The organism is Devosia chinhatensis, from assembly GCF_000969445.1.
Lineage (GTDB): Bacteria > Pseudomonadota > Alphaproteobacteria > Rhizobiales > Devosiaceae > Devosia > Devosia chinhatensis.
Window position 1 is genome coordinate 203,184 of sequence record NZ_JZEY01000054.1, and the last position, 24,700, is coordinate 227,883.

A 24,700-nucleotide genomic window follows, 5' to 3' on the forward strand; every position below is an offset into this window, starting at 1 on the left:
TAAAAGGCGCGCACTTCTTCCAAACACCGATTGCCGATCCATGAATGACACCGCTCCCGGCGCGACCGAAAAAGACTATTCGGCCACGCTCTTCCTGCCGGAAACCGAATTTCCCATGCGCGCTGGCCTGCCGGCCCGCGAGCCCATCTGGCTGCAGCGTTGGGAAGACATGGACATTTACGAGCGTCAGCGCGAGCAGGCCAAGGATCGCCCGCTCTTCACGCTGCATGACGGCCCCCCATACGCCAATGGCAATATCCATATCGGCCACGCGCTCAACAAGACGCTGAAGGACATGGTCTCCCGGTCGATGCAGATGCTCGGCCACAACGCCGCCTATATCCCCGGCTGGGATTGTCACGGCCTGCCCATCGAATGGAAGATCGAAGAGCAGTACCGCGCCAAGGGCAAGGACAAGAACGAGGTTCCGGTGGTGGAATTCCGCCAGGAATGCCGCACCTTTGCCGAGCAATGGGTCGATATCCAGCGCGAGGAATTCAAGCGCCTGGGCGTGCTCGGCGAATGGGACAATCCTTACCTGACCATGAGCTTCGACGCCGAAGCCCAGATCGCCCGCGAGCTGATGAAGGTCTCGATGTCCGGGCAGCTCTACCGCGGCTCTAAGCCCGTCATGTGGTCCGTCGTCGAGCGCACGGCGCTGGCCGAGGCCGAGATCGAATATGCGGACTATGAGAGCGATACGATCTGGGTGAAGTTCCCGGTTTCGAAGGTCGATATGACCGCTGTTGTTCGCCTTACCGATCATTATAGGCGAGAGAGCACAGCGGCGACCGAAATTGCCGATCTGCAAGCTAGAGCGTCCCGGCTAATTGGCGCATCGGTGGTCATATGGACCACGACGCCATGGACCATCCCGGCAAATCGCGCGATCTCGTTTTCTAGCCGCATTGCCTACGGCCTCTATGAAGTCACTGACGCCCCTGCCGAAAATTGGGCCAAGATTGGCGACAAGCTAATCATTGCCGATAAGTTAGTCGGTGAGGTTTTCGCCAAGGCCAAGGTGACCGGCTTTGAAAAGCGCGCCACCGTCTCTGCTGAAGAGCTTAGCGCTATCACCGCCGCTCACCCCCTCCGCGGCCTCGCCGGCGGCTACACGTTCGACGTGCCCCTGCTCGACGGCGAACACGTCACCGACGACGCTGGTACGGGCTTCGTCCACACCGCGCCGGGCCATGGTCTCGACGACTTCGGCATCTGGATGGACTCCACCCGCCTGTTGCAGGATCGCGGCATCGATCCCGCCATCCCCTATGTCGTGGGCGATGATGGCTTCTACACCAAGGACGCCCCGGGCCTCGAGGGCGCGCGCGTCATCGACGACAATGGCAAGAAGGGCGACGCCAACCAGCGCGTCATCACAGCGCTGGCCGAGCACGGCAACATCATCGCCCGTGGCCGCGTCAAGCACCAATATCCCCATTCCTGGCGCTCCAAGAAGCCGGTGATCTTCCGCAACACGCCGCAATGGTTCGTATATATGGACAAGGACATTGACGGTGCTGCCGGCGACACCCTGCGCCATCGGGCGCTCAAGGCCATCGACGCCACCAAGTTCTACCCCGCGACGGGTCAGAACCGCCTGCGCGCCATGATCGCCGATCGTCCCGATTGGGTGCTCAGCCGCCAGCGCGCCTGGGGCGTGCCGATCACCGTCTTCGTGCACAAGCAAACCGGCGAGATCCTTCGCGACGAGGCGGTCAATCACCGCATCGCCCAGTCCTTCGAGGAAGAGGGCGCCGACGCCTGGTACAAGGACGGTGCCGCCCAGCGTTATCTCGGCTCGGACTACAAGGCCGATGACTACGAGATGATCCGCGACGTCCTCGACGTTTGGTTCGACTCTGGCTCGACCCATTCCTTCGTGCTGCGCAACAAGCAGAAATGGCCGCATCTCAAATTCCCGGCCTCGATGTATCTCGAGGGCTCGGACCAGCATCGCGGCTGGTTCCATTCCTCGCTGCTCGAAAGCTGCGCCACCAACGGCCACGCGCCCTATGACAGCGTCCTTACCCATGGCTTCACCATGGATGGCGAGGGCAAGAAAATGAGCAAGTCGCTGGGCAACACCGTTGCCCCGCAGGACATCATCAAGCAGTTCGGCGCCGATATCCTGCGCCTCTGGGTCGCGTCCTCCGACTATTCGGAAGATCTGCGCCTGGGCAAGGAAATCATCCAGACCACCGTCGACAGCTACCGCAAGCTGCGCAACACCCTTCGCTGGCTCCTGGGCAACCTGGCGCACTTCAAGGCCGAGGACGTCGTCGACCCCAGTGACATGCCCGAGCTTGAGCGGCTGATGCTGCATCGCCTGGCCCAGCTCGACCAGGGCGTGCGCGCCGCCTACAAGGAATACGACTATCGCAAGGTCGTCACCCTGCTCAGCAATTTCATGAACATCGAGCTGTCGGCCTTCTACTTCGATATCCGCAAGGACACGCTCTATTGCGATCCGATCAGCTCCATCAAGCGCCGCTCGGCCCTGACCGTGCTCGATCACCTGTTCAACGCCATCACCGCCTGGCTCGCCCCGATCCTGGTCTTCACCATGGAAGAGTGCTGGCTGGAGCGGCATCCGGGCGATGAGGAATCGGTGCATCTGCGCCTCTTCCCGGAGATCCCGGCCGACTGGATCGATACCGATCTGGCGAGCAAGTGGCAGCTGATCCGCGCCGTACGCCGCGTCGTCACCGGTGCGCTCGAAATCGAACGCCGTGAAAAGCGCATCGGCTCCTCGCTCGAAGCCGCACCCAAGGTGTTTGTCGCCGACCCGCGCTATATCGTGGCGCTCGAAGGACAGGATCTGGCGGAAATCGCCATCACCTCGGCCGTCGAGCTGCATCAGAACGAGGGCCCCTCCGAAGGCTTCCGCCTCGAAGACGTGCCCGGCGTGTCGGTGGTCCCCGCTTTGGCCCAAGGCCAGCGCTGCGCCCGCTCCTGGAGGGTGCTGCCCGAAGTCGGCTCCGACCCGGAATATCCCGATGTCTCCCCGCGCGACGCCCAGGCCCTGCGCGAGCGTGCGGCCGCGGGCCTGTAAACTGAGGGATTGCCTCTCCAACCCTCCCCTTTATGGGGGAGGCGGGCGACAACGGAGCTGTCGGTGACACTGAATTCCCATTCCCTGCGCAATCCCACCATCCTCGTCTCGCTGATGGCGGCCATCTTCGCCTTCGGCATCGACCGCGCGCAGAAGGGCTTTCACATCGCCGCCGAATGCTACGCCCTCGGCCAGGCGCTCTGCGTCCAGGTCCCCTTCGGCTACGTGCCCGTGAGCATGACCGGCTGGCGCGGCGGCGAGATCATTCCCGTCACGTCATTTTTCGACTATGTCCTCGTCTGGAACACGGGCATTTCCTATGGACTGCTCGATGGCCTGCCGGTGTGGGTGCTGGGCATCATCATGGGCATCGCCATCATCGCTCTGGCCATCTGGTGGTGGCGCGCCGATGTCATGCTGATCCGGCTCGGCCTTGCCCTGTGCATCGGCGGGGCGCTGTCCAACGCCCTCGATCGCCTGCTCTATGGCGCCGTTGCCGACTTCTTCCACTTCCACTGGGGCACCTGGTCGTTCTACATTTTCAATCTCGCCGACGTGGCGATAACGTTCGGCGTGATCCTGCTCCTTGCCGATCTTTTGGGCCTCGGCCGCCCCAAAAGTACCAGGCCGGCCTGACCGGCGATCACCTTGCTGCCAGAATCTGGCCTTAGCGCTACGAATGCGCTATAGAAGCCGCCGAAATCGAAGGGATGTTGCATGCGTAATGGATTGACCGGGCACACGACTGCTCTTTCGACTGCTTATCGCGCCGCCCTTGCGGCACTCGGCCTCTTGGCCGTCCTGGCGCTGGGTGCCTGCACCACGGTCGAAGGCACCAATGCCATGGGCGATTTCCGCACCTTCGAGCGCGAAGTGCTCAACACCACCGCCCGCGGCGTCGGCCTCATCCCCGGCGAGGAACCCAAGGAAGACCTGACTGCCGCCCGCGCGCCCCTGGTGCTGCCGCGCAACCAGGCCGCTTTGCCCACTCCCACCACCCAGGCCGCATCCGCGCAATTGCCGGTCGACAGCTCCCGCGTCCAGCTCGATACCGCCAATCTGAGCGCGGCCGACATCGAAAACCTGCGCAATGCCCGCGTTGTCGATTTGCGCTCGCTCTCCGGCCGTCCGCTGACCGAGGCCGAGATCAACCAGATGACCGCCCGCATGCGTGCCTCCAACATGCAGGTCACCGGCAATGCCAGCCGCCCGCTCTACCTGCCGCCGGCCGAATATTTCACCCGCGTGGGCGATGCGCAGCTGGTCTGCCGCGCCAGCAATGGCGATCTCGTGTCGCTGCGCGATGATCGCTGCCCGGCCGAAGTGCGCCGCGCCCTCCAGAGTTCGGGTCCGAGCGGCAGCGCCACCACGGCAACGCCCGGTGCCCGTCTGACGGATCGCGACACCAAGCTCTGAGGTCGTCGCGCCTCCAACCGAATTCCGGCGGCCGGTTCATCCGGCCGCCTTTCCATTTCCCGCGCCGCCCGCTGCCGAACCCTCGGACAGCTTTTGGGTCCCGCATGTAGAAAGTCCGCCGATGAGCGACGCTCCCAAACAACCCGAATCCGCCGATCGCCTGGCCAAGGTCATTGCCCGCGCCGGCCTCTGCTCGCGCCGCGACGCCGAAGGCTGGATTGCCGATGGCCGCGTCTCGGTCAATGGCAAGAAGGTGGTCACTCCCGCCTTCAACGTCACCAGCCGCGACAAGATCGAGGTCGATGGCCTGCCGCTGGCGGCCCGCCAGGGCACCCGTATCTGGCTCTATCACAAGCCCGCAGGGCTCGTGGTCACCGAGAAGGACCCCGAAGGCCGCCCCACCATCTTCGAAGCGCTCGACCGCATGGGCCTGCCGCGCGTCCTCACCGTGGGCCGTCTCGACATCAATACCGAAGGCCTCCTGCTGCTCACCAATGACGGTGGCCTCAAGCGCGTGCTCGAGCTGCCCTCCACCGGCTGGCTGCGCCGCTATCGCGTCCGCGCCTATGGCTCGGTGACCCAGGTCCAGCTCGATGCGCTCAAGCAGGGCATTACCGTCGACGGTATCCAATATGGTCCCATCACCGCGACGCTCGAGCGCGAGCAGGGCTCCAATGTCTGGATCGTGCTCGGCCTGCGCGAAGGCAAGAACCGCGAAGTCAAGAATGTGCTGGGCTCGCTCGGCCTCGAGGTCAACCGGCTGATCCGCGTGTCCTACGGTCCCTTCCAGCTCGGCGAACTGGCCGAAGGCGGCGTCGAAATGGTCAAGGCCCGCATGCTGCGCGACCAGCTCGGCAAGAAGCTGGCCGAGTCTGCCGGCGTTGATTTCGAAAGCGAAATGCCCGATTTCGAGCCGCAGCGCGAAGAAAACTATCGCGTCCGCTCCCCGCGCGACCGCGATCATGCCCGTCCCAATCCGTCGCGCGAAGCGGCCCGCGCCGGCAAATCCGGTTTCAGCAGCCGTGCCGAGGAGCGTCCCACCGGTCGCCCGCGCCGTGTCCATTTCGACGATGATGGCCGCGCGCCCGAGGCCTATACGCCCAAGGGCGCCGACCGCAAGCGCCCGGACCGCGACGACCAGCCTGCGCGCTCTTTCGGCAAGCCCGCCCCGCGTGGCGATCGCCCCGAAGGCGGCAAGTCTTTCGGCAATAAGTCCTTTGGCGACAAGCCACGGCGCGATTTTGGCGACCGCCCGCCACGCCGCGACGATGACCGTCCGGCTCGTGGCAATTTTGGGGATCGCCCGGCGCGGGGCGGCTTCAACGACCGTCCCAAGCGCGATTTCGGCGACAAGCCGGCCCGCGGCAATGTCGGCGATCGTCCCGCCCGCGGCCCGCGTCCCGAACGCAGCTTCGAGGATCGTCCCAAGCGCGATTACGGTGATCGTCCGCAGCGCGCCTTCGGCGACAAGCCCAGCCGCGGCCCGCGCCCCGACCGTCCGTTCGGTGACCGTCCGCAGGGCCGTCCCGCCGGCAAGTCTTTTGGCGACCGTCCCCAGGGCCGTCCTGCCGGCAAGTCTTTTGGCGACCGTCCCCAGGGCCGTCCTGCCGGCAAGCCTTTCGGTGACCGTCCGCAGGGCCGTCCCGCCGGCAAGTCTTTCGGTGACCGCCCTCAGGGTCGCCCGGTAGGCAAGTCTTTCGGGGATCGGCCGCAGAATGGCCGTCCTGGCGGCGGCAAGCCGTTCGCTGGCAAGCCCGGCGGCGCCCGGCCCATGGGTGGCCGTCCCTCGTCCGGCCCGCGTCCTCCCGCCGGTCGCCCCAGCGGTCCGCGCAAGCCGCGCGGCTAGGTCCGCCAAGCCGTCACCCCCGCGCAAGCGGGGGTCCCCGTTTTCGGTCCATCAGCAAAAAAGGGCATCCCGCCATCGCGGGGATAGCCCGGCGGAATAGACAAACATGCGCATCGTCGCCGGCAAATATCGCGGCAAGACGCTGTCCTCACCCTCCGATGACAGCATTCGCCCCACCTCCGACCGCGCCCGCGAGTCCATGTTCAACATCCTGGGCTCTCGCTTGGGTCCGGTGCTGGAGGGCAAGCGCGTTCTCGACCTCTTTGCCGGCACTGGGGCCCTCGGCCTCGAAGCCCTCTCGCGCGGCGCCGCCCATGTCACCTTCGTCGATACCGGCGCCGAGGCGCGTGGCCTGATCCGCGATCACGTCCAGGCCTTTGGCGTGGCCGGAATCACCAAGCTCCTGCGCCGCGATGCCACCGCGCTTGGCACGCCCGGCACTTTCGGGCAGTTCGACCTCGTCTTCCTCGACCCCCCCTATAATCAGGGTCTGGGCGAGAAGGCCCTGGTCGAGCTTGCGGCCAATGGCTGGCTGGCGCCGGACGCCACCATCGTCTGGGAAGAAGCGGCCAGTGCCGAGGTGGAAATCCCCGCCCGCTTCACCCTCGAGGATACGCGCATCTATGGCGCGGCTGCCGTGCGCTTTCTGGTCTTTTCCGGCTGAACCTTTTGTTTCGGCTCCGAGTTGTCCTCCCACCGAGGAGAACATCATGGCCGAGACCACACGAAGCGGGGGCTGCCTGTGCGGCGCCGTGCGATACCATCTGCGCGGCGAGCCCCTGACCGCCGGCCTCTGCCATTGCGCCGATTGCCGCAAGGTGACCGGCTCGGCCTTCCTCCATTATGCCGATTGGCACCTGTACCAGTTTTCCACCACCGGCGAGGTGCGCAGCTATGCCGGGCGTTCCTTTTGCCCGCAATGCGGCTCACACCTGTTCAACAAGGGTGATGAAAAGGTCGAGATCCATCTCGGTACGCTCGACGACGCGCCCAGCGACATCAGGCCCCTCGTGGAGGGCTGGGCCAAGCGGCGCGAACGCTGGCTGCCCATCCTGGCAGGCACGCCGATGTTTCCAGCCGATCCGTGATCAGGCTGCGGCTAGGCAGGCCGCGCATTTGCCGCGGATTTCCATGGTCGTGCGCTCGACCTTGAAACCGGTCTGCTGCGCCCAGCCGCCGAGGCGCTCCTCGATCACTGCGTCGGCAAATTCGTCCACCTTGCCGCAAATCTCGCAGATGGCGAAGGCGATCAGACCCTTGCGATGACAATGGCTGTCGGCGCAGGCCACAAAGGCATTGAGCGATTCCAGACGGTGGGCGAGGCCCCGCTCCACCAGTTTCTCCAGCGCGCGATAGACCTGCAGCGGTGCGCGTAACCCGTCGCCGCGCAGCCGGTCGAGAATGTCATAGGCCGACAGCGGGGCAGGGGCGTGGTTGAGCGCGCCGAGCACCAGTTCCTGGTTGCGTGTCAGGTCTGCCGGCTTGGCATGTTCATGCGCCATTGTGTTCTCTCCTGCCAAACAGCCGCGCGGTGGGCACGGCCAGCGATACAAGGAAAATTGCCAGTGCCATGACAACGATGGATGGTCCCGAAGCGGTATCCCAGGTGCGCGACCCAAACAAGCCGCCCACCACCGATACCCCGCCCAGGAGCGCCGCCACCCAGGCCATCATTTCCGGCGTGCCGCTCAGCCGGCGTGCCGTGGCGGCGGGGATGATGAGGAGCGAGGTGATCAGCAGCACACCCACCAGCTTCATGGCGATGGCGATGACCGAGGCCATCAGCAGCATGAGGATGATCCGGCTGACCTCGGGTCGCAAGCCTTCGGCTTCCGCCAGTTCCGGGCTCACCGTCGCCGCCAGCAGGGGCCGCCAGTTGAGCCATAAAATGGCGAGAATGGCGATGCCGCCGCCATAGATGATGGCGATATCCTCCACCGACACCGCCAGGATATCCCCAAACAGAAAGCCCATGAGGTCGATCCGCACCTGGGTGAGGAACCCCACGATGACGAGGCCCACGGCAAGGCTCGAATGGCTGAGAATGCCCAGCAGCGCATCGGTAGAAAGCGTGTTCTGCCGTTGCAGCAGCAACAGGGCACCCGCCACCATGGCAGCCACGGCAAAGACGCCCAGCGTCATGTTGACCGACAACAGGATCGACAGCGCCACGCCCAGCAGCGCCGAATGCGCCATCGTGTCCCCGAAATAGGCCATGCGCCGCCAGACCACGAAACAGCCCAGCGGTCCGGTCACGGCCGCAAGGCCCACGCCGGCAATAAGAGCGCGGGAAAAGAAGTCACCGAACATTTTTCATCTCTCTGTCAGAGACGCGGGCCGCCGAAATCTCAATGCCCATGATGATGCCCCGCAGGCTCATGTCCATGATGGTGCTCATCGCCCACGACGCAGCCATCCTCGTGATGCTCGTGGTCGTGATGATGCTCATAGATCGCCAGCGTCTGAGCGGCGCGGGCGCCGAACAGGGCCAGGTACTCGGGGCTCGTCTTGACCGCGTTGGGCGTGCCTCGGCAGCAGACATGACCATTGAGGCAGAGCACCGTATCGGTTTCGGCCATCACCACATGCAGGTCGTGGCTGATCATCAATACGCCTGCCTGCGTCTCGTCGCGGATCTGCCGGATCAGTTCGTAGAGCGCCACTTCGCCGGAAAAGTCGACCCCTTGCACCGGCTCGTCCAGCACCAGCAGGTCCGGCTTGCGGATCATGGCGCGGGCAAACAGCACGCGCTGGAATTCCCCGCCCGACAATTCCTGCACCGCCGCCTTGCGCAGCCGCGACGCCCCCACCGCCGACAGCGACGCCTCGATCGCGCTGGCGGCGTGTTCGCCCGTCAGGGTCATCAGTCGCTCGACCGTCAGCGGCAGAGTCCAGTCGATGGAGAGCTTCTGCGGCACATAGCCGATCGTGAGCCCCGCTTTGCGCGCCACTTTCCCCATGCTCGGCTTCAATACGCCCGTCACCATCTTGGCGGTAGTCGACTTGCCCGAGCCATTGGGGCCGATCAGCGTCACGATCTCGCCCCGCGCAATGGTCAGGTCCACCCCCTCCACCAGCACACGGCCGCCCCGGCGCACCCCGGCCTGCGAAAGGGTAATCAGGTTTTCCCGATATCTTTGATCGTACATCTCGATCGTCACTATTCTCACTCGGCACGGCGGCCGTTCGAAGCCGCACGCCTTTTAGATCCGCAATGTCATGCCCGCGACGGCAGCAATGGCTGTTGAAACAACGTTTCGGCAGGCGCCAGCCTTGGGAAGCCTGTCAGGTCAGCCTGATCGTTCCCGAAAGATCGAACGCTGCGAGCCCTGGCCGATTTTCCACAACCCCGCTTGACGCCGTTCAATACGTTATAGCATAACACCGCCGCAAGCGTAATAACATAACATATCGCTTCCGATCCTCCCTTTGCCAAGAGGCCAGACGATGCAGAAATTCACCCTTCCCCTCGCCGCTTTTGCCGCCTTGCTGCTGACCGGCACCGCTTTCGCCGCCCCGGCAGTCGTCGCGTCGACCAAGCCGGTCCATTCTCTGGTGTCTGCGGTGATGGGCGATGTGGCAGTGCCCGATCTTATCGTGCGGGGGTCGGCCTCGCCGCACAATTATTCCCTCCGTCCCTCCGATGCCGCCGCCCTCGAAAGCGCCGACATCGTCTTCTGGACCGGCCATGGCATGGAATTGTTCCTCGCTGATGCGCTCGATACGCTGTCCGGCGGGGCAGAGGTGGTCGAACTGGCCGAGGCGCCGGGCATTACGCTGCTGCCCGTCCGCGAAGGCGGCGCCTTCGAAGCCCATTCCCATGGCGAAGACGCCCATGATCACGACCATGACCATGACCACGATAACGACCATGACCTTGACCACGATCACGATCATGCGCACGATCACGACCACGACGATCATGCCGGCCACGATCACGGCGAAGGGGACATGCATTTCTGGCTCGACCCGGAAAATGCCAAGCTCATGGTCACCCAGATCGCTGCAACGCTGTCCGCGGCCGATCCGGAAAACGCGGCCACCTACCAGGCCAATGCCGAAGCCGAGCAGGTCCGGCTCGACGCGCTCACCGCCGAGCTGGGCGACACCCTTGCCCCCATCGCCGGCAAGCCCTTCATTGTCTTCCACGACGCCTATCAATATTTCGAAGCCCGCTTCGGCCTCGAGGTCGCCGGTACCGTCACGGTCTCGCCTGAGGCGATGCCCGGCGCCGCCCGCATCGACCAGTTGCGGGCGAGGGTCAGCGAGCTGGGCGCCACCTGCGTTTTCGCAGAGCCCAATTTCGAGCCGGCCATCGTCCGCACCATCGTCGAGGGCACCGAGGCCAGTGCCGGCGTGCTCGATCCTGAAGGCGCGGCCCTCACCGAGGGGCCGAATCTTTATCCCGAACTCCTGCGCGGCCTTGCCAGCGGCCTGCTGGACTGCCTGGGCTGATCCCGCAACGGGGGCGCGCCAGGCGTGCCCCTATTTCAACGGGCCCTTGAAGATGAAGAAGGCGCCAAGGGCAATCAGCGCAAAGCCGATACCGTGGTTCCAGGTCAGCTTCTCGCCCAGGTAGAACACCGCGAACAAGACGAAGACCGAGAGGGAAATGACCTCCTGGATGGTCTTGAGCTCGGCCCCCGAATAGACGCCATAGCCGATGCGGTTGGCGGGCACGGCCAGCCAATATTCGAAAAAGGCGATGGCCCAGCTGATCAGCACCACCACCCACAGCGCCGCGCTGGGAAACTTGAGGTGCCCGTACCAGGCGAAGGTCATGAAAAGATTGGACGCGATCAGCAGCCCGATCGGGGCGAGAGTGGCGAAATTGAAGCCCATGGCAGCACCGGATGAAAGAACCGGCCCTGCCGGCCGGCTCTTTTATCATTCCGCCAAGCCAGCGGAAGCGGGATTTTCGCCTCAGCGCCCCTTTGTGGGTCGCTCGAGCGAGAAGATGTCGTCGCTGACCCCATCCATCTTCTTGCGCACCAGCGCCTGCGCGTCGTGCAGCCCGGCATTGTAGAAATAATTGCCCATCTTTTCGGCAAAGAACGCCATCAGCATTTCCGCCGGAATGGCGCCGATCGTGCTGTCCAGTTCCTCGCGGAAATAGTCCTGGATGTCGGCAACGATGGCCTTGGTTTCGTCGCGATCGAACGTGATGGGCTTCATGGTGACAATCCTCTTGCGGAACGGCGGAGACCGAAGCGCGATCGCGCCGGCGACGAAAGCGTGCGGGCCCGTTCATACCCCGAGTCGCCGATTGCGGGGCGCTCCGGCTTGCGACATTATGCGCCTGCCCGAGGAGGAAATGACCATGCGTGCCCGCCTGTCGCTTGCCATGCTGAGCCTTGCCCTTGTCGCCGCGCCGGCCCTGGCCGGGGATGCGCCCGTCGAGCCGGTGCAATGTGCGGGGATCTTCGGCCCCGATAGTAGCGAGAGCCTCCTGCGCGATACGTTTGGCGACGACAATGTGGTCACCGGCATCGTGCCGGGCCCCGAGGGCACCGAATTGCTGGCCACCACCATCTTTCCCGACGATCCCGATCGTCGCATGGAATTCGGCTGGTTCGACGAGCAGAACCTCGCCCGGCTCAATTATGTCGAGCTCTCTCCCAGCCAGGCCGGCCCACAGGGCGTGCGCATCGGCATGAGCGTGGCCGAAGTCGAGGCTCTCAATGGCCAGCCGTTCGCCGTGGGCGGCTTCTGGTGGGATTATGGCGGCTATGCGATCATCGATGACGGAGCCCTGGCGGGCGTGCTGGAAGGGGGCTGCTATCTCTCCATCCGCTTCGCCCCCGCCGAGGATTACCCCCAGGACATTGACGTGACGCCCGTAGCCGGCGAGGTGCAGGTGCCCAGCGCCGATCCGCTGCTCGCAACGCTCGATACCCGGGTCCAAGTGCTGACCATCGGCTATCCCTGGCCCGAGGATCTGCCGCAGCCCCAATATTGACCCCACGGCCATCGAGGGCGTAAAGCTCTTCATGTGACGGTTCCCCGCGCGCCAGGCGCAACGGGATCAAAAGGGAACACGGTGCGGCGTACCCATCAGGGACCAAGACCGTGGCTGCCCCCGCAACTGTAAGCGGCGGGCGCTCTCGAAAGCCACTGCGCATCCTTTGAGAGCGCGGGAAGGTGAGAGCGCTGCATTCGCCGCGAGCCAGGAGACCTGCCGGCACATCGGGGCACCATGCCCCACCTGTTCACGGCTGTCGGGCGGACGGCGGGCAGTGCTGGCAGCGCTTCGGCTGCCCTGCGCGCGCGTCCGTTTTGCCCCAAGGATTGTAGAGGCGAGCGCGCATGACCACCAAGATCCCCACCACCGTCATCACCGGCTTTCTGGGCGCCGGCAAGACCACCCTCGTGCGTCACATGCTGGCCCATGCCCCCAAGGGCAAGCGCATCGCGCTCATCATCAACGAATTCGGCGATCTTGGTGTCGACAAGGATATTCTCGCCGGTTGCGGCGACGAAACCTGCCGCGAGGAGGACATGGTCGAGCTCTCCAATGGCTGTATCTGCTGCACCGTGGCCGATGAGTTCATTCCCACCATGCAGGCGCTCCTCGCCCGCCCCGAAAAGTTCGATCACATCGTCATCGAAACGTCGGGTCTTGCCTTGCCCCAGCCGCTGATCCGCGCCTTCAACTGGCCCGAGATCAAGGCCCAGGTCACTATCGATGGCGTCGTCACCGTAGCCGATGCCGCAGCTTTGGCCGAGGGTCGTTTCGCCTCCGATGAAGCCGCCGTCGATGCCCAGCGCCGCCAGGACGAGATGCTCGACCACGAAACCCCGCTGGGCGAGCTTTTCGAGGACCAGCTCTCCGCCGCCGACATGGTCATCATCAACAAGACCGACCTCGTCGATCCGGCCCTGCTCGAAAAGGTCGAGCAGAATATCCGCGCCGAACTGCGCCCCGGCGTCGGCATTGTCCGCGCCGCCAATGGCCACGTCGATGTCACCGCCCTTCTGGGCATGGGCATGGAATCGGAAGGCGACATCGACAACCGCCCCAGCCATCACGAGCTCGAACATGGCGGCGAGACCCACGAACACGACGATTTCGACAGCTTCTCGCTCAATCTGGCCGCGGTCGAGGGCAAGGAACACCTGCTCGCCACCATCGAAACGGCGATAAAGTCCCATGACATCCTGCGCCTCAAGGGGTTCGCCGCCATTCCCGGCGCTGCGGCCCGCCTCGCCATCCAGGCCGTCGGTCCGCGCGTCACCGCCTATTTCGACCGCCCCTGGAAGCCGGGCGAAACGCGCGAGACCAATCTCGTCGTGATCGGGGAAAGCCCGCTCGACCGGGATGCGATCACCGCCAGCCTCCGCCGCGCCGAACCTGTCCCGGCCTAGGACCCTGCGCATGGTTCGCATGCAGCGCCCCCACCTCAACCCTTGCCCCGGCTTCCCGGGGAGGCTGGGTGGGGACGCGTCCTGTTGGAGAAACCAGATCTGATGCACCTGCTCTCCGCCCAGGCCGGCGCCATCCAGCAGGAGGGCGAGGCCATCGATCTGGCCCAGACGCCGGGCGATTATGTCTTCGCCTCCTCCGCCGACAGCGAGCTGGCCATGCTGGCTGCCGCTGCCGACCGGGCAGGACAGGATGGCCTGCGTCTCGCCAATATCCTGCGCCTCTCCAACAACCTGTCGGTCGACATGTGGCTGGAGCAGACCGTCTCCAAGGCGCGCCTCGTCGTCCTGCGCCTCATCGGGGGGATCTCCTATTTCCAATATGGTGTCGATGAGCTGACTGCCCTCTGTGCCAATCGCGCCATTCCCCTGGTGCTGATCCCCGGCGACGCCAATCCCGACCCGATCCTGCGCGACCGCTCCACCATCCACGCGGATGACTGGGCGCGCCTCCACCAGCTCTTCATCGCCGGCGGCCCCGACAACGTCGATGCGATCCTTGCAGCCTTCGCCGCGCTGGCAGCGCCTTCACCTCTCCCTCTGGGGAAGAGGTCGGCTGCATCGCAGCCGGGTGAGGGGGGCATCTTGGGCGCACTGGAGCCCCGTGCCTTTCCCCGCTTTGGCCTCTGGCACCCCAGGACCGGCATGACCGACGCCGACGGCCTCTGTGCCCTTTCGTCACCTCTGCGTTCGGGGCCGGGCGAGGGGGGCCTTGGTCTGAGCGAAAATGTGGCGCCGTCGCGCCCCCATATTCCGATCCTCTTCTACCGCGCCGCACTCGAAGGCGCCGGGACCGCCACGCTTGAAGCGCTGGTGAGCGAACTTGAGGCCCGTGGCCTCGCCCCGGTGCCGGTCGTCGTATCGTCGCTCAAGGACCCTGCCTGCATTGGCTTCGTCCAGGAAACGCTTGCCGCCTTCCCACCATCGGCCATCTTCAATCTCACCGCCTTCGCCCTCGGAATTGGCGAACTGGCTGCCGGTCGCAATCCCTTTTCGGGCAGCGATGCGCCCGTCATCCAGCTGATCCAGTCGGGACGGTCGCGGGCGCAATGGCTGGCCGACCCGCAGGGACTTTCGAGCAAGGACATGGCCATGTACCTAGTCATGCCCGAGGTCGATGGTCGTCTTGCGGGCCTGCTTGTCGGCCACAAGGCCGACGCCGTCTGGCATGAACGCACGCAATGCCCGCTCTCGGCCTATGCGCCCGAGGCCGATGGCATCCGGCGGGCCGTCGATCTCGCCGCCAACTGGGCCCGCTTGCGGTCCACCCCCCGCGCCGAAAGGCGCATCGCCATCGTCCTCGCCAATTACCCCATCCGCGACGGTCGGCTCGCCAACGGCGTCGGCTACGACGCTCCCGAAAGCACGGTGAGGATGCTGATGGAACTGGAGCGGGCAGGGTACACGCTCGGCGCATCGGCTCCTGCTGACTATCCCCGCTCCTCCCCCGATCTCATCGCCCTCCTCACCGCCGGCCCGACCAATGCCGCACCCCGGCGCGGCACTGCGGCGGCCATTCTTCCGCTCGCCCGCTATCGCGAACTTCTCGCAACGCTGCCCGAAGAAACACGCGCTGCAATCACTGCGCGCTGGGGCGATCCCGCCGCCGATCCCTTCATCCGCGACGGCCAATTTCATCTTCCCGCCCACCGCTTCGGCAATGTCATTCTCATGCTCCAGCCTGCGCGCGGCTGGCAGATCGACGATACGCTCAGCTACCACGATCCGGCGCTGGTCCCGCCCCACGCCTATATCGCCGCCTATCTCTGGCTGCGGCACGACTTTGCCGCCCATGCCCTCGTGCACAACGGCAAGCATGGCACGCTCGAATGGCTGCCCGGCAAGTCCGCAGCGCTCGACGCCGATTGCTATCCGGACGCGCTCTGGGGGCAATTGCCCCATCTCTATCCCTTCATCGTCAACGATCCGGGCGAGGGCACGCAGGCCAAGCGCCGCACCGGCGCCGTCATCATCGACCATCTCGTTCCCCCTCTCACCCGCGCCGATACTTATGGCCCGCTCAAGGACCTCGAGGCCCTGCTCGACGAATATTATGCGGCCTCGGGCATGGATCGCCGTCGCCTTGCCGATCTCAAGCGCCGCATTCTCGACTTTACCCGCGACAGCCGCCTCGATCAGGACATCGGCCTGCCCGAGGACGAGACCGAAGCCCTGATCAAGATCGACAACTTCCTCTGCGATCTCAAGGAAGCCCAGATACGCGACGGGCTGCATGTCTTTGGGTCTTCGCCAGAGGGAGGGATGGCGCGGGACCTTGCCGTCGCACTGGCCAGAGTGCCACGCGGCGATGCCCCCGGGGATAACTCGCTGATCCGCGCCTTGGCCGATGATCTGAGGCTCGGTTTTGATCCCCTCTCGGCCAAATTAGCCGATCCGTGGCACGGGCCTGACGTTTTCGCCCCTTTGGTCAGTCTCAACGTTAACAGTCTGCCAACCAATTCGCGCATTGGCGACCTTGTGGCCAACCTCGAAGCCATTGCCGCCGAGCTGGTGGACGGCACGCGCCTCTGCCCGCCGGAATGGCCCACGACCGCCGCAGTTCTCCAGACGGTAAAAACCCTGATCGAACCGCGTCTTGCCGCCTCCGGGCCCGCTGAAATGGCGGCCTTTCTCGATGGTCTGGATGGCCGCTTCATCGCGCCCGGTCCCTCGGGCGCGCCGTCGCGCGGGCGGCTCGATGTCCTCCCCACGGGACGCAATTTCTATTCCGTCGATGCTCGCGCCGTTCCCACGCCGAGTGCCTGGGAGCTGGGCCGCAAATCGGCGGAAAGCCTGGTTCTGCGGCACCTGCAGGATCATGGTCATCACCTGCGCAGTGCCGCTTTGTCCGTCTGGGGCACGGCCAATATGCGCACCGGCGGCGACGACATTGCCCAGGCCATGGCGCTGATCGGCGCCCGCCCCGTCTGGGACCCGGGCTCGCTGCGTGTGTCCGGCTACGAGATCATTCCCCTGGCCCGGCTCGGTCGCCCCCGCGTCGACGTTACTCTCAGGATTTCCGGCTTTTTCCGCGATGCCTTCCCGGCCCAGATCGCCCTGTTCGACCGGGCCGCCCGCGCCATCGGCGCCCTCGACGAACCCGAGGACGACAATCCCATCGCCGCCCGCATGCGGGCCGAGGCCCTGGGTCTGATGGCCGCGGGCCGGAGCCAGGACGAGGCCGCGCTCGAAGCCGGAGCTCGCATTTTCGGTTCGCGGCCCGGCACCTATGGGGCGGGCCTGGGGCAGCTGATCGACAGCGGCGCCTGGACTGGCAAGGCCGATCTCGCCGACCAGATCCTGCGCTGGGGCCAGTATGCCTATGGCGCGGCCTCTGCCGGCCTGCCAATGCCCGACCGGTTCCGCACCCGGCTGGGCGGCGTCGAGGCCATCATCCACAATCAGGACAATCGCGAGCACGACCTGCTCGACAGCGACAATTATTACCAGTTCGAAGGCGGCCTCTCGGTGGCCGCCGAAACCCTGTCCGGTCAGAAGCCCTCCGCCTACCACAACGATCACTCCCGCCCCGATACACCCAGGATCCGCTCCCTGGAGGAAGAGATCAGCCATGTCATGCGCTCTCGCGTGGTCAATCCGAAATGGATAGCCGGCATGCAGCGCCACGGCTATCGCGGTGCCTTCGAGATCATCGCCACAGTCGATTTCATGTTCGCCTTCGCCGCCACGACCGGCGCGGTGCGCACCCACCATTTCGACCTCGCCTTCGAGGCTTTCGTCGAGGATGATTCCGTACGGGAATGGCTTAGGGGCGCCAATTCTTTCGGCTATGACGAGCTGATTGCCCGGTTCAACGACGCGCGGCGCCGTGGGTTCTGGTCTCCCCGCTCCAATTCCGCCTACGCCTATCTCGAGGAAACGCCATGACCGACAAGCCGGCCAAGAAGATCGACCTGATGAGCGAAGCCGAGCGCGACGCCTATCACGCTGAAAAGATGAAGAAAAAGAAGGCGGCGCGCGACAAGATCCTCTCAACCAAGACCGAGGAGAAGGGCCTGCTCATCGTTCATACCGGCAAGGGCAAGGGCAAGTCGACCGCCGCTTTCGGCATGGTCTTCCGCGCTCTGGGCAACGGTATGCGCGTCGGCGTCGTCCAGTTCGTCAAGGGCGTCTGGAACACCGGCGAACGCACCGTGCTCGACAAGTTTCCCGGCCAGGTCACGATCAACGCCATGGGCGAAGGCTTCACCTGGGATGTGGCCGATCGCCAGCGCGATCTGGCCGCCGCTGCCAAGGCGTGGGAGCAGGCCAAGGCACTGATCCTTAATCCCGAATACGACATGGTGCTGCTCGACGAGCTCAACATCTGCCTGCGCTACGATTATCTGCCCATAGCCGAGGTGGTCGCATTCCTCAGCAGCAAGCCCGAGAACAAACACGTCATCGTCACCGGCCGCAATGCCAAGGACGAGCTGATCGAGATCGCCGATCTCGTCACCGAAATGACCGAGATCAAGCATCATTTCCGCGCTGGCGTGAAAGCCCAGAAGGGCATCGAGTTCTAGCAGGCCTGCGCCTGGAACGAGCGCTCAAGCCCCGATAGCACGCTGTCCAGCCGGCCAAGATCAGCAATGTTGTGTTCCAGCCTAAAGGCGGCAAAGCTGGCGCCGTCGCAGAGCAGGATCATGCGTTGCTGCACGATCCGATGGTCGCGCTGGGCCGAGAACTGCGCCCAGCGGGGGCTTGAGACCTGGGCGGACAGCACCCAGCGGTCTCGGGTCAACTGGTCGATCGCGGTCGCTGCCTCTTCCCCCAAAGTCTCTGACAATTCGCCACCCCAGACCTGGAGGCCTTGCTCACCGGCGAGGTTAGAGAACACTTGTCCGTCGCCATTGTCGCTTTCGCCATTGCCCTCGAAATCGGGCGGCACATCGATTTCGTAACCAAAGCGCGCATTGGCATAATGCCCCCAGAACTGGGCGAGTGCCGGGGTGCAGAGCAGCAGGCAGAAAAGCAGCGTCAGGCGTTTCATGGTCATAGCCTGCCTGCGCGCCGGCACTTTGGCAATCGCTTCACAAAACCACGATGCCGGAATGCTTGGCCTTCTGTTCGGGCTCGACATGGATGGTGATCTGCACATCCTTGACCGCTTCGCGCAGCTTGGCCTCGATGCGGTCGCAGATCTCGTGGGCATTGTCCACGCTCATGGCGCCCGGCACCACCAGATGGAAGTCGATGAAGGTCAGCCGCCCCGCCTGGCGAGTGCGGATATCATGCGCCTCGATGGCCCCCTCGGCATTGATGGCGATGACCTCGCGGATGACCTTCTGGATATCCTGGGGCACGGCGACGTCCATAAGCCCGCCGACGCTTTCGCGGATGACGCCCCAGCCGGACCAGAGAATGTTGAGCGCCACCAACCCTGCCAGCACCGCATCGAGCTGGGCGATCCCGGTCAGATAGACGAGGACCAGCCCCGCCAGCACGCCGACCGTCGAAATGACGTCAGTCATCAGATGCTTGCCATCGGCCTCCATGGCCGGCGAGCGCGCCTTGCGGCCGTGGCGGATGAGCACCTGGGCCCAGACCACGTTGATAATGGTGGCAAAGGCGCTGATCGCCAGGCCCTGCAGCGGCGCCTCGGGCAGTTCCGGCTCAAGGAAGCCATAGACTGCTTCGCGCAGGATAAGCATGGCGGCGACGATGATCATCACCCCCACCATGACGGCGGAGAAGTACTCAGCCTTGTGATAGCCATAGGGCAGGGCCGCGTCCGCCGGGCGTTGCGCCAGGCGCACCGCGATCAGCGCCACGATGGCGGTGACCACGTTGACGGTCGATTCGAGCGCGTCCGAATAGAGCGCCACCGAACCGGTCATCCACCAGGCCACAAGCTTGAGGCCGAGCACGACCAGACCCACGAGCAGGCTCGCACTGGCGATGGCCAGGGTCTTGTTGGTGATGGCCATATAGGGCTCCCGCGTCGGTGAGATCGTGCCATAGCGGAGCCTTTCTTGTGCGGCAAGTCCTTGTATTTGCAAACGATTTTCAGAAGCATTCCGATGTTGCGCGCCTTTGGGCTCAAGCCATTGATTGACCACGCGCTTTGTCCCGCCTAGAACCGTTTTCTAGCGCAGCGTTCCCATGACGGAACTGAAACAGAGCTCGGTGCGGTCGACCCAATGCGGGACCAATTCCGGGGCTGAGCCGGTTTTGAGCGAACCTGCCTCGTTATGATCGAGGCGAACAATGAGAGACGATTCCATTGGCAGCGGGCCGATCCGGCCAAGCGTATCTGACCGCGGTATTGTCGTGGGCTTGGGCGCGCGCGACACCGCCACCACCGACGACGTCCTTGCCCTGATTGAACAGTGCCTCTCCGAATGCGGCCTGTCGCCCGATCATGTGGCTCAGCTCGTCACTGTCCATCGCCGACGGGAACATCCGGCCCTTGTCGCCGCAGCCCGAACGCTCGGCGTGCCTCTCTTGGCACTTGCCGACGAAGACCTGGCCGAAACGGTTCCCCACCCCTCCGCCCAGGTCCTTCGCCATACCGGATTAGCGTCGGTCGCCGAGGCATCGGCGCTGGCGTTCGGTCCGCTGCTGCTGGAAAAGCGACGCTGCGCGACTGCCACCTGCGCGCTCTCGCGTTGCGATCCGTCCTACACCCTTGCGATGTCCAGCGCGGCCAGAGCCGCCTCCACGCTTTCGGCTTCGATGGCCGGGCTGTAAGGAGGACGGGCGATCATGATCACGACGACGCCCGATTGCGCGGCGGCTTCCAGCTTTGCCGCGGTCTGTGTGCCGCCCGAATTCTTGCTTACCATATGGGTGATGCCATGATCGCGCATCAGTGCCAGCTCCTGGCCAAGATCATAGGGCGGGCGGGACTGGATGAGCGTGGCATGGGCCGGGATCGGCAAATCCGGCGCCTCGATCACGCGGATGACGAAGTGGCAATCCTGCCGCGCCAGGAAAGTCTCGAGCCCCGTATGACCCGTGGTCAGCAACACGCTGGCGCCCGCCGGCAGGGTCTCGGCCGCCGCCTGCACCGAGCCCGCGTCCAGCCAGATCTGCCCGGGCTGCGGCTGCCAGGGCCGGCGCATGTAGCGCACCAGCCGCACGCCCGTGGCGCGCGCCGCCGCTACTGCATTGGCCGAAATATTCCCGGCATAGGGGTGGGTCGCATCCACCAGCCGCTCAATGCCCTCCTCACCGAGATAGGCACAGAGGCCGCCCAACCCGCCAAAGCCGCCGATACGCACTTCGCCTTGGGGCAGGATCGGGTGCTGCGTCCGTCCGGCAAGCGCGGTGATAACCGCATGGCCTTGCGCGACCAGCCGGTTGGCCAGCTGCCGGGCTTCCTGCGTGCCGCCCAGGATCAGGATTTTCATGGGTCCATCATCTTTCTTATTGCGGCCAAGCCCGGAGGCCGGTCGTGATCGGCCCGCATCTGGTGCAATTGGCGCAGGCCGATTTTCCGGTCTTCGCACCCGGCTCCGTCTGGCTGGTCGGCGCCGGTCCCGGTGGCCCGGGATTGTTGACGCTGCTGGCCTTTCACGCCCTTGGCCAGGCCGACGTTATCGTGCATGACGCGCTGGTCTCGCCTGAGATACTGGCCCTGGCGCCCGCCCATGTCGAGCGCATTCATGCCGGCAAGCGCGGTGGCAGGCCGTCGCCCAAACAGGCCGACATCACCATTCAATTGATCGAACTGGCGCGACAGGGCAAGCGCGTCCTGCGCCTCAAGGGCGGGGATCCGTTCATGTTCGGCCGGGGCGGCGAGGAAGCGGGCGAATTGGCGCGATCGGGCATTGCCTTCCGCATCGTGCCGGGAATTTCCTCAGGCCTTGGTGGGCTTGCCTATGCCGGCCTGCCGGTCACCCATCGAGACACAAATCACGCCGTGCTCTTCCTCACCGGCCACGACGAAACCGGGACCGTGCCCAGCGCCGTGGATTGGCCGGCCATTGCCCGCGCTGCCCCGGTGATTGTCATGTTCATGGCCGTCAAGCACTTGCCGCTGATCGCCCGGCGCCTGCTTGATGCCGGTCGCGAACCGGACGAGGCGGTGACGATCGTTGCCCATGCCGCGCGCCCCAGCCAGACCGTCATCGAGACCACGCTGGTCGAGGCGCCACGCCTTGTCGATCTGCCCACCCCGGCCATCGTGGTGCTGGGCGCCGTGGCGCGCCATCGGCACAATCTGGACTGGTATGTCGAGGAGGTCCGTCGCCATGTCTTCGGCTAGGGGCTTTGTCATCGCCGCACCGCGTTCGGGGTCGGGCAAGACATTGCTGACGCTGGGCCTCCTGGCCGCCCTCCGGCGCGCCGGCCGGACCGTGGCGCCGGCCAAGACCGGTCCGGATTATATCGATCCGGTGTTCCACGGATACGCCGCCGGTCGCGATGCCATCAACCTCGACCCCTGGGCCATGAAGCCCGCCCAGATCGCCGCCTTGGCCCATCAGCAGGCCACCGGCGCCGATCTTCTGCTCATCGAGGGCGTCATGGGCCTCTACGATGCCGCGGCAGACGGCGCCGGATCGACCGCGGACCTGGCCGAAACACTTGGCCTTCCGGTCATTCTCGTCGTCGATGCCGATCGCCAGAGCCAGTCGGTGGCGCCGCTGATCGCCGGCTTTGCCCAGTGGCGGAAGGGCGTGCGCATTGCTGGAATCGTGCTCAACCGCGTGGCGTCGGCGCGGCACGAGCGTATGCTCGCAACGGCCGTCTCCGGCACCGGCATCAGGCTTCTTGGCGCCATACCGCGACGTACCGACCTCGTTATCCCCGAGCGCCATCTGGGCCTGGTTCTGCCCGGCGAGATGGCGGGCTTCGATGCTTTCCTCGATATCGCCGCCCAGACCATGGCCGACTTTATCGATCTCGACGCGCTCGATGCCCTCGCCCTTCCGCTGGCCGGCACGGTCGAAACCCGGTCTGTGCTGCCGCCCTTGGGCCAGCATATCGCCATCGCCAAGGACGCCGCCTTCGCCTTTCTCTACTCGCATCTGCTTGAAGGCTGGCGCGGCGCCGGTGCGCAGCTGAGCTTCTTCTCGCCCCTGGCCGATGAGGCGCCCTCGTCCGATGCCGATGCCGTGTTCCTGCCGGGCGGTTATCCGGAACTGCATGGGCCGGCTTTGGCCAATGCCGCGCGCTTTCGCCAGGGCCTTCACGCCGCCCGCGATCGGCAGGCCCTGATCTATGGCGAATGCGGGGGCTTCATGGCCCTGTGCGAGGCGCTGGTCGACAAGACCGGCGCAAGCCACGCCATGGCGGGCCTCCTGCCGACGGTCACGCGCATCGACCGGCCCAAACGTGTCCTGGGCTATCGGCGGCTGGTGCATGACAGCCCCTTGCCCTGGTCGCCCGGGCTCAACGGCCATGAATTCCACTATTCTTCGGCCCGCCAGAGCGGTCTGCCGCCCCTCTTCGAGGCGCTCGATGCCGAAGGCATCAGACAGATGCCCATGGGCGCGCTTTTGGGTCGCGTCATGGGCTCTTACGCCCATGTCATCGCTGCGGCATAAGAAGCCATGACCAAGACCTTGATGTTCATGGGCACCGGCTCGGATGTGGGCAAGTCGCTGATCGTGGCGGGGCTCTGCCGTGCGCTCAGCAATCGCGGCCTGTCGGTGGCGCCGTTCAAGCCGCAGAACATGAGCAACAATGCCGCCGTCACCGCCGATGGCGGCGAGATCGGGCGCGCCCAGGCGCTCCAGGCCCGCGCCGCCCGCCGTGCCCCGATCACTGCCATGAACCCGGTCCTGCTCAAGCCAGAGGGCGAGACCGGCTCCCAGGTCGTGGTGCGCGGGCAGCGGCGCGCCAGCCTCTCGGCGCGCCAATATTGGGCGGACCGGGCCCAGCTTCTGCCCGAAGTGATGGATGCCTTCGGCGAACTGGCCGCGACCGCAGATATCGTGCTGGTCGAGGGCGCCGGAAGCGCCTCCGAGGTCAATCTGCGCGGCGGCGACATTGCCAATTTCGGCTTCGCCCGCGCCGCGGCAATCCCCGTCATTCTCGTGGGTGACATCCATCGCGGCGGCGTCATCGCTTCAATCGTGGGCACAATGGCGGTCATCGACCCCGAGGACGCCGCCCTGGTCCGGGCCAGCCTCATCAACAAATTCTTCGGCGATCCGGCCCTGTTCGACGCCGGCAGGCGCTTTCTCGCCGAGCGGACCGGTCGGCCCTGTCTCGGTCCGGTGCCCCATTTCGCCGATGCCGCAAAATTGCCGGCCGAGGATGCGCTGGCGCTCGACCACTATTCGGGCGGGCAGGGGGCTTTTCATGTGGTCGTGCCGCGCCTGCCGCGCATCGCCAATTTCGATGACCTCGACCCGCTGCGCGCCGAGCCCGGTGTAACGCTGACCCTGGTTCAGCCGGGCGAGGCCCTGCCGCGCGATGCCGATCTGGTCCTATTGCCCGGCTCCAAGGCGACGCGGGCCGATCTGGCGGCCTTGCGCGCCAATGGGTGGGATATCGATATCCTTGCCCATCATCGCGCCGGCGGTCTCATCCTCGGCATTTGCGGCGGCTACCAGATGCTGGGCCGCACCATTGCCGATCCCGACGGTATCGAGGGCGCGCCAGGGACCAGCGACGGCCTAGGCCTCTTGGCGATCGACACGGTGCTTGAGGCGAGGAAACAATTGCGCACCGAGCGCGCCCTTCATGTCGCCACGGGTCAGTCCGTGGACGGCTACCACATGCATATGGGCGTCAGTGACGGCGCGGACCGGGCGCGTCCCTTTGCGCGTATCGACGAGGATGATGAGGGGGCTGTCAGTCCCGACGGTCGGGTCATGGGCACCTATCTCCATGGCCTCTTTGCCGCCGATGGCTTCCGCCGCGCTTTTCTTGGGGAGGCCTCCAGCCCCGATCTCGCTTATGAAGCGGGCGTGGAGGCTGCGCTCGATGATCTTGCCGCCCACCTCGAGGCTCATCTCGATATCGACATGCTCCTGGCGCTCGCCGCGCCCATGAAGGTCTAGTCC

The 24,700-nt window shown here is 65.1% G+C and carries 22 protein-coding genes, 1 pseudogene and 1 riboswitch; of the genes and pseudogenes, 15 read left to right on the plus strand and 8 right to left on the minus strand.

The window, feature by feature from the left end:
* Positions 1-40 precede the first annotated feature (40 nt).
* The 6 genes from ileS to VE26_RS01175 all read left to right on the plus strand — a co-directional run bounded on the left by ileS (position 41) and on the right by VE26_RS01175 (position 7,405).
* Positions 41-3,055, plus strand: coding sequence for an isoleucine--tRNA ligase (gene ileS / locus VE26_RS01150; protein ID WP_046103409.1), 3,015 nt, complete (start codon positions 41-43; stop codon positions 3,053-3,055).
* Between the two features lie 63 nt (positions 3,056-3,118).
* Entirely contained in the window at positions 3,119-3,691 is a 573-nt protein-coding gene (lspA, locus tag VE26_RS01155; protein WP_052715581.1) for a signal peptidase II, read from the plus strand.
* A gap of 81 nt (positions 3,692-3,772) precedes the next feature.
* Positions 3,773-4,471 (plus strand): hypothetical protein, encoded by a 699-nt coding sequence (locus VE26_RS01160; protein ID WP_046103410.1) that lies wholly within the window; start codon positions 3,773-3,775, stop codon positions 4,469-4,471.
* A gap of 121 nt (positions 4,472-4,592) precedes the next feature.
* On the plus strand, positions 4,593-6,317 hold the full coding sequence (locus VE26_RS01165) for a pseudouridine synthase (protein WP_046103411.1): 1,725 nt from the start codon (positions 4,593-4,595) through the stop codon (positions 6,315-6,317).
* Positions 6,318-6,423: 106 nt separating this feature from the next.
* On the plus strand, positions 6,424-6,981 hold the full coding sequence (gene rsmD / locus VE26_RS01170; protein WP_046103412.1) for a 16S rRNA (guanine(966)-N(2))-methyltransferase RsmD: 558 nt from the start codon (positions 6,424-6,426) through the stop codon (positions 6,979-6,981).
* Positions 6,982-7,027: 46 nt separating this feature from the next.
* Positions 7,028-7,405: a GFA family protein gene (locus tag VE26_RS01175; RefSeq protein ID WP_046103413.1), complete on the plus strand. Its 378-nt coding sequence runs from the start codon at positions 7,028-7,030 to the stop codon at positions 7,403-7,405.
* Here the strand turns inward: VE26_RS01175 and VE26_RS01180 are convergent, their stop codons facing one another.
* The 3 genes and pseudogenes from VE26_RS01180 to znuC all read right to left on the minus strand — a co-directional run.
* Positions 7,406-7,819, minus strand: coding sequence for a Fur family transcriptional regulator (locus VE26_RS01180; protein ID WP_046103414.1), 414 nt, complete (start codon positions 7,817-7,819; stop codon positions 7,406-7,408). It abuts the gene before it with no gap.
* Positions 7,809-8,627: a metal ABC transporter permease gene (locus tag VE26_RS01185; RefSeq protein ID WP_046103415.1), complete on the minus strand. Its 819-nt coding sequence runs from the start codon at positions 8,625-8,627 to the stop codon at positions 7,809-7,811. Before VE26_RS01185 ends, VE26_RS01180 begins: the two co-directional genes overlap by 11 nt.
* 41 nt (positions 8,628-8,668) lie before the next feature.
* Positions 8,669-9,466: pseudogene (znuC, locus tag VE26_RS01190) on the minus strand (zinc ABC transporter ATP-binding protein ZnuC); the annotation flags it as partial.
* 298 nt (positions 9,467-9,764) lie between these two features.
* Between znuC and VE26_RS01195 the strand changes: the two are divergent.
* Positions 9,765-10,772 (plus strand): zinc ABC transporter substrate-binding protein, encoded by a 1,008-nt coding sequence (locus VE26_RS01195; protein ID WP_046103416.1) that lies wholly within the window; start codon positions 9,765-9,767, stop codon positions 10,770-10,772.
* 30 nt (positions 10,773-10,802) lie between these two features.
* On the opposite strand, the gene VE26_RS01200 is transcribed toward VE26_RS01195, so the two are convergent.
* Positions 10,803-11,159 (minus strand): DMT family protein, encoded by a 357-nt coding sequence (locus tag VE26_RS01200; RefSeq protein ID WP_046103417.1) that lies wholly within the window; start codon positions 11,157-11,159, stop codon positions 10,803-10,805.
* Positions 11,160-11,240: 81 nt separating this feature from the next.
* Entirely contained in the window at positions 11,241-11,492 is a 252-nt protein-coding gene (locus VE26_RS01205; protein WP_046103418.1) for a DUF2164 domain-containing protein, read from the minus strand.
* Positions 11,493-11,631: 139 nt separating this feature from the next.
* Here VE26_RS01205 and VE26_RS01210 point away from each other — a divergent pair, with 139 nt between their 5' ends.
* The 4 genes from VE26_RS01210 (at position 11,632) to cobO (ending at position 18,265) form a co-directional block, all read left to right on the plus strand.
* A complete protein-coding gene (locus VE26_RS01210; RefSeq protein WP_152658666.1) occupies positions 11,632-12,276 on the plus strand; it encodes a hypothetical protein in 645 nt (214 codons plus the stop codon).
* A 20-nt stretch (positions 12,277-12,296) separates the two neighbouring features.
* A riboswitch (cobalamin riboswitch) is annotated at positions 12,297-12,514 on the plus strand.
* 109 nt (positions 12,515-12,623) lie between these two features.
* Positions 12,624-13,682, plus strand: coding sequence for a cobalamin biosynthesis protein CobW (gene cobW, locus VE26_RS01215; RefSeq protein WP_046103419.1), 1,059 nt, complete (start codon positions 12,624-12,626; stop codon positions 13,680-13,682).
* Positions 13,683-13,784: 102 nt separating this feature from the next.
* A complete protein-coding gene (cobN, locus tag VE26_RS01220; RefSeq protein ID WP_046103420.1) occupies positions 13,785-17,627 on the plus strand; it encodes a cobaltochelatase subunit CobN in 3,843 nt (1,280 codons plus the stop codon).
* The gene (cobO, locus tag VE26_RS01225; protein WP_046103421.1) at positions 17,624-18,265 is read left to right on the plus strand and encodes a cob(I)yrinic acid a,c-diamide adenosyltransferase; all 642 of its coding nucleotides are present in this window, start codon (positions 17,624-17,626) and stop codon (positions 18,263-18,265) included. The genes cobN and cobO overlap by 4 nt, the downstream gene beginning before the upstream one ends.
* Here cobO and VE26_RS01230 read toward each other — a convergent pair.
* Both VE26_RS01230 and VE26_RS01235 read right to left on the minus strand, forming a co-directional pair.
* Complete coding sequence (locus VE26_RS01230) at positions 18,262-18,732, minus strand: hypothetical protein (protein WP_210165399.1); 471 nt, start codon at positions 18,730-18,732, stop codon at positions 18,262-18,264. The two genes, cobO and VE26_RS01230, sit on opposite strands and share 4 nt — an antisense overlap.
* 40 nt (positions 18,733-18,772) lie before the next feature.
* Positions 18,773-19,669: a cation diffusion facilitator family transporter gene (locus VE26_RS01235; protein WP_046103423.1), complete on the minus strand. Its 897-nt coding sequence runs from the start codon at positions 19,667-19,669 to the stop codon at positions 18,773-18,775.
* Positions 19,670-19,949: 280 nt separating this feature from the next.
* Between VE26_RS01235 and VE26_RS16935 the strand changes: the two genes are divergently transcribed.
* A complete protein-coding gene (locus VE26_RS16935; protein WP_084619836.1) occupies positions 19,950-20,432 on the plus strand; it encodes a cobalamin biosynthesis protein in 483 nt (160 codons plus the stop codon).
* Here VE26_RS16935 and VE26_RS01240 read toward each other — a convergent pair.
* Positions 20,363-21,094, minus strand: a complete 732-nt coding sequence (locus VE26_RS01240; protein ID WP_046103424.1) for a cobalt-precorrin-6A reductase — start codon at positions 21,092-21,094, stop codon at positions 20,363-20,365. The genes VE26_RS16935 and VE26_RS01240 overlap by 70 nt on opposite strands.
* A gap of 44 nt (positions 21,095-21,138) precedes the next feature.
* Here VE26_RS01240 and cobA point away from each other — a divergent pair, with 44 nt between their 5' ends.
* From cobA to VE26_RS01255, 3 genes are read left to right on the plus strand one after another with little or no spacing between them, the layout of a single operon-like run.
* Positions 21,139-21,951 carry a uroporphyrinogen-III C-methyltransferase gene (gene cobA, locus VE26_RS01245; RefSeq protein WP_052715584.1) on the plus strand — a complete coding sequence of 271 codons (813 nt, stop codon included), beginning with the start codon at positions 21,139-21,141 and terminating at the stop codon, positions 21,949-21,951.
* On the plus strand, positions 21,938-23,233 hold the full coding sequence (locus VE26_RS01250; protein ID WP_046103425.1) for a cobyrinic acid a,c-diamide synthase CobB: 1,296 nt from the start codon (positions 21,938-21,940) through the stop codon (positions 23,231-23,233). Before cobA ends, VE26_RS01250 begins: the two co-directional genes overlap by 14 nt.
* A gap of 6 nt (positions 23,234-23,239) precedes the next feature.
* On the plus strand, positions 23,240-24,697 hold the full coding sequence (locus VE26_RS01255; protein ID WP_152658667.1) for a cobyric acid synthase: 1,458 nt from the start codon (positions 23,240-23,242) through the stop codon (positions 24,695-24,697).
* Positions 24,698-24,700 lie beyond the last annotated feature (3 nt).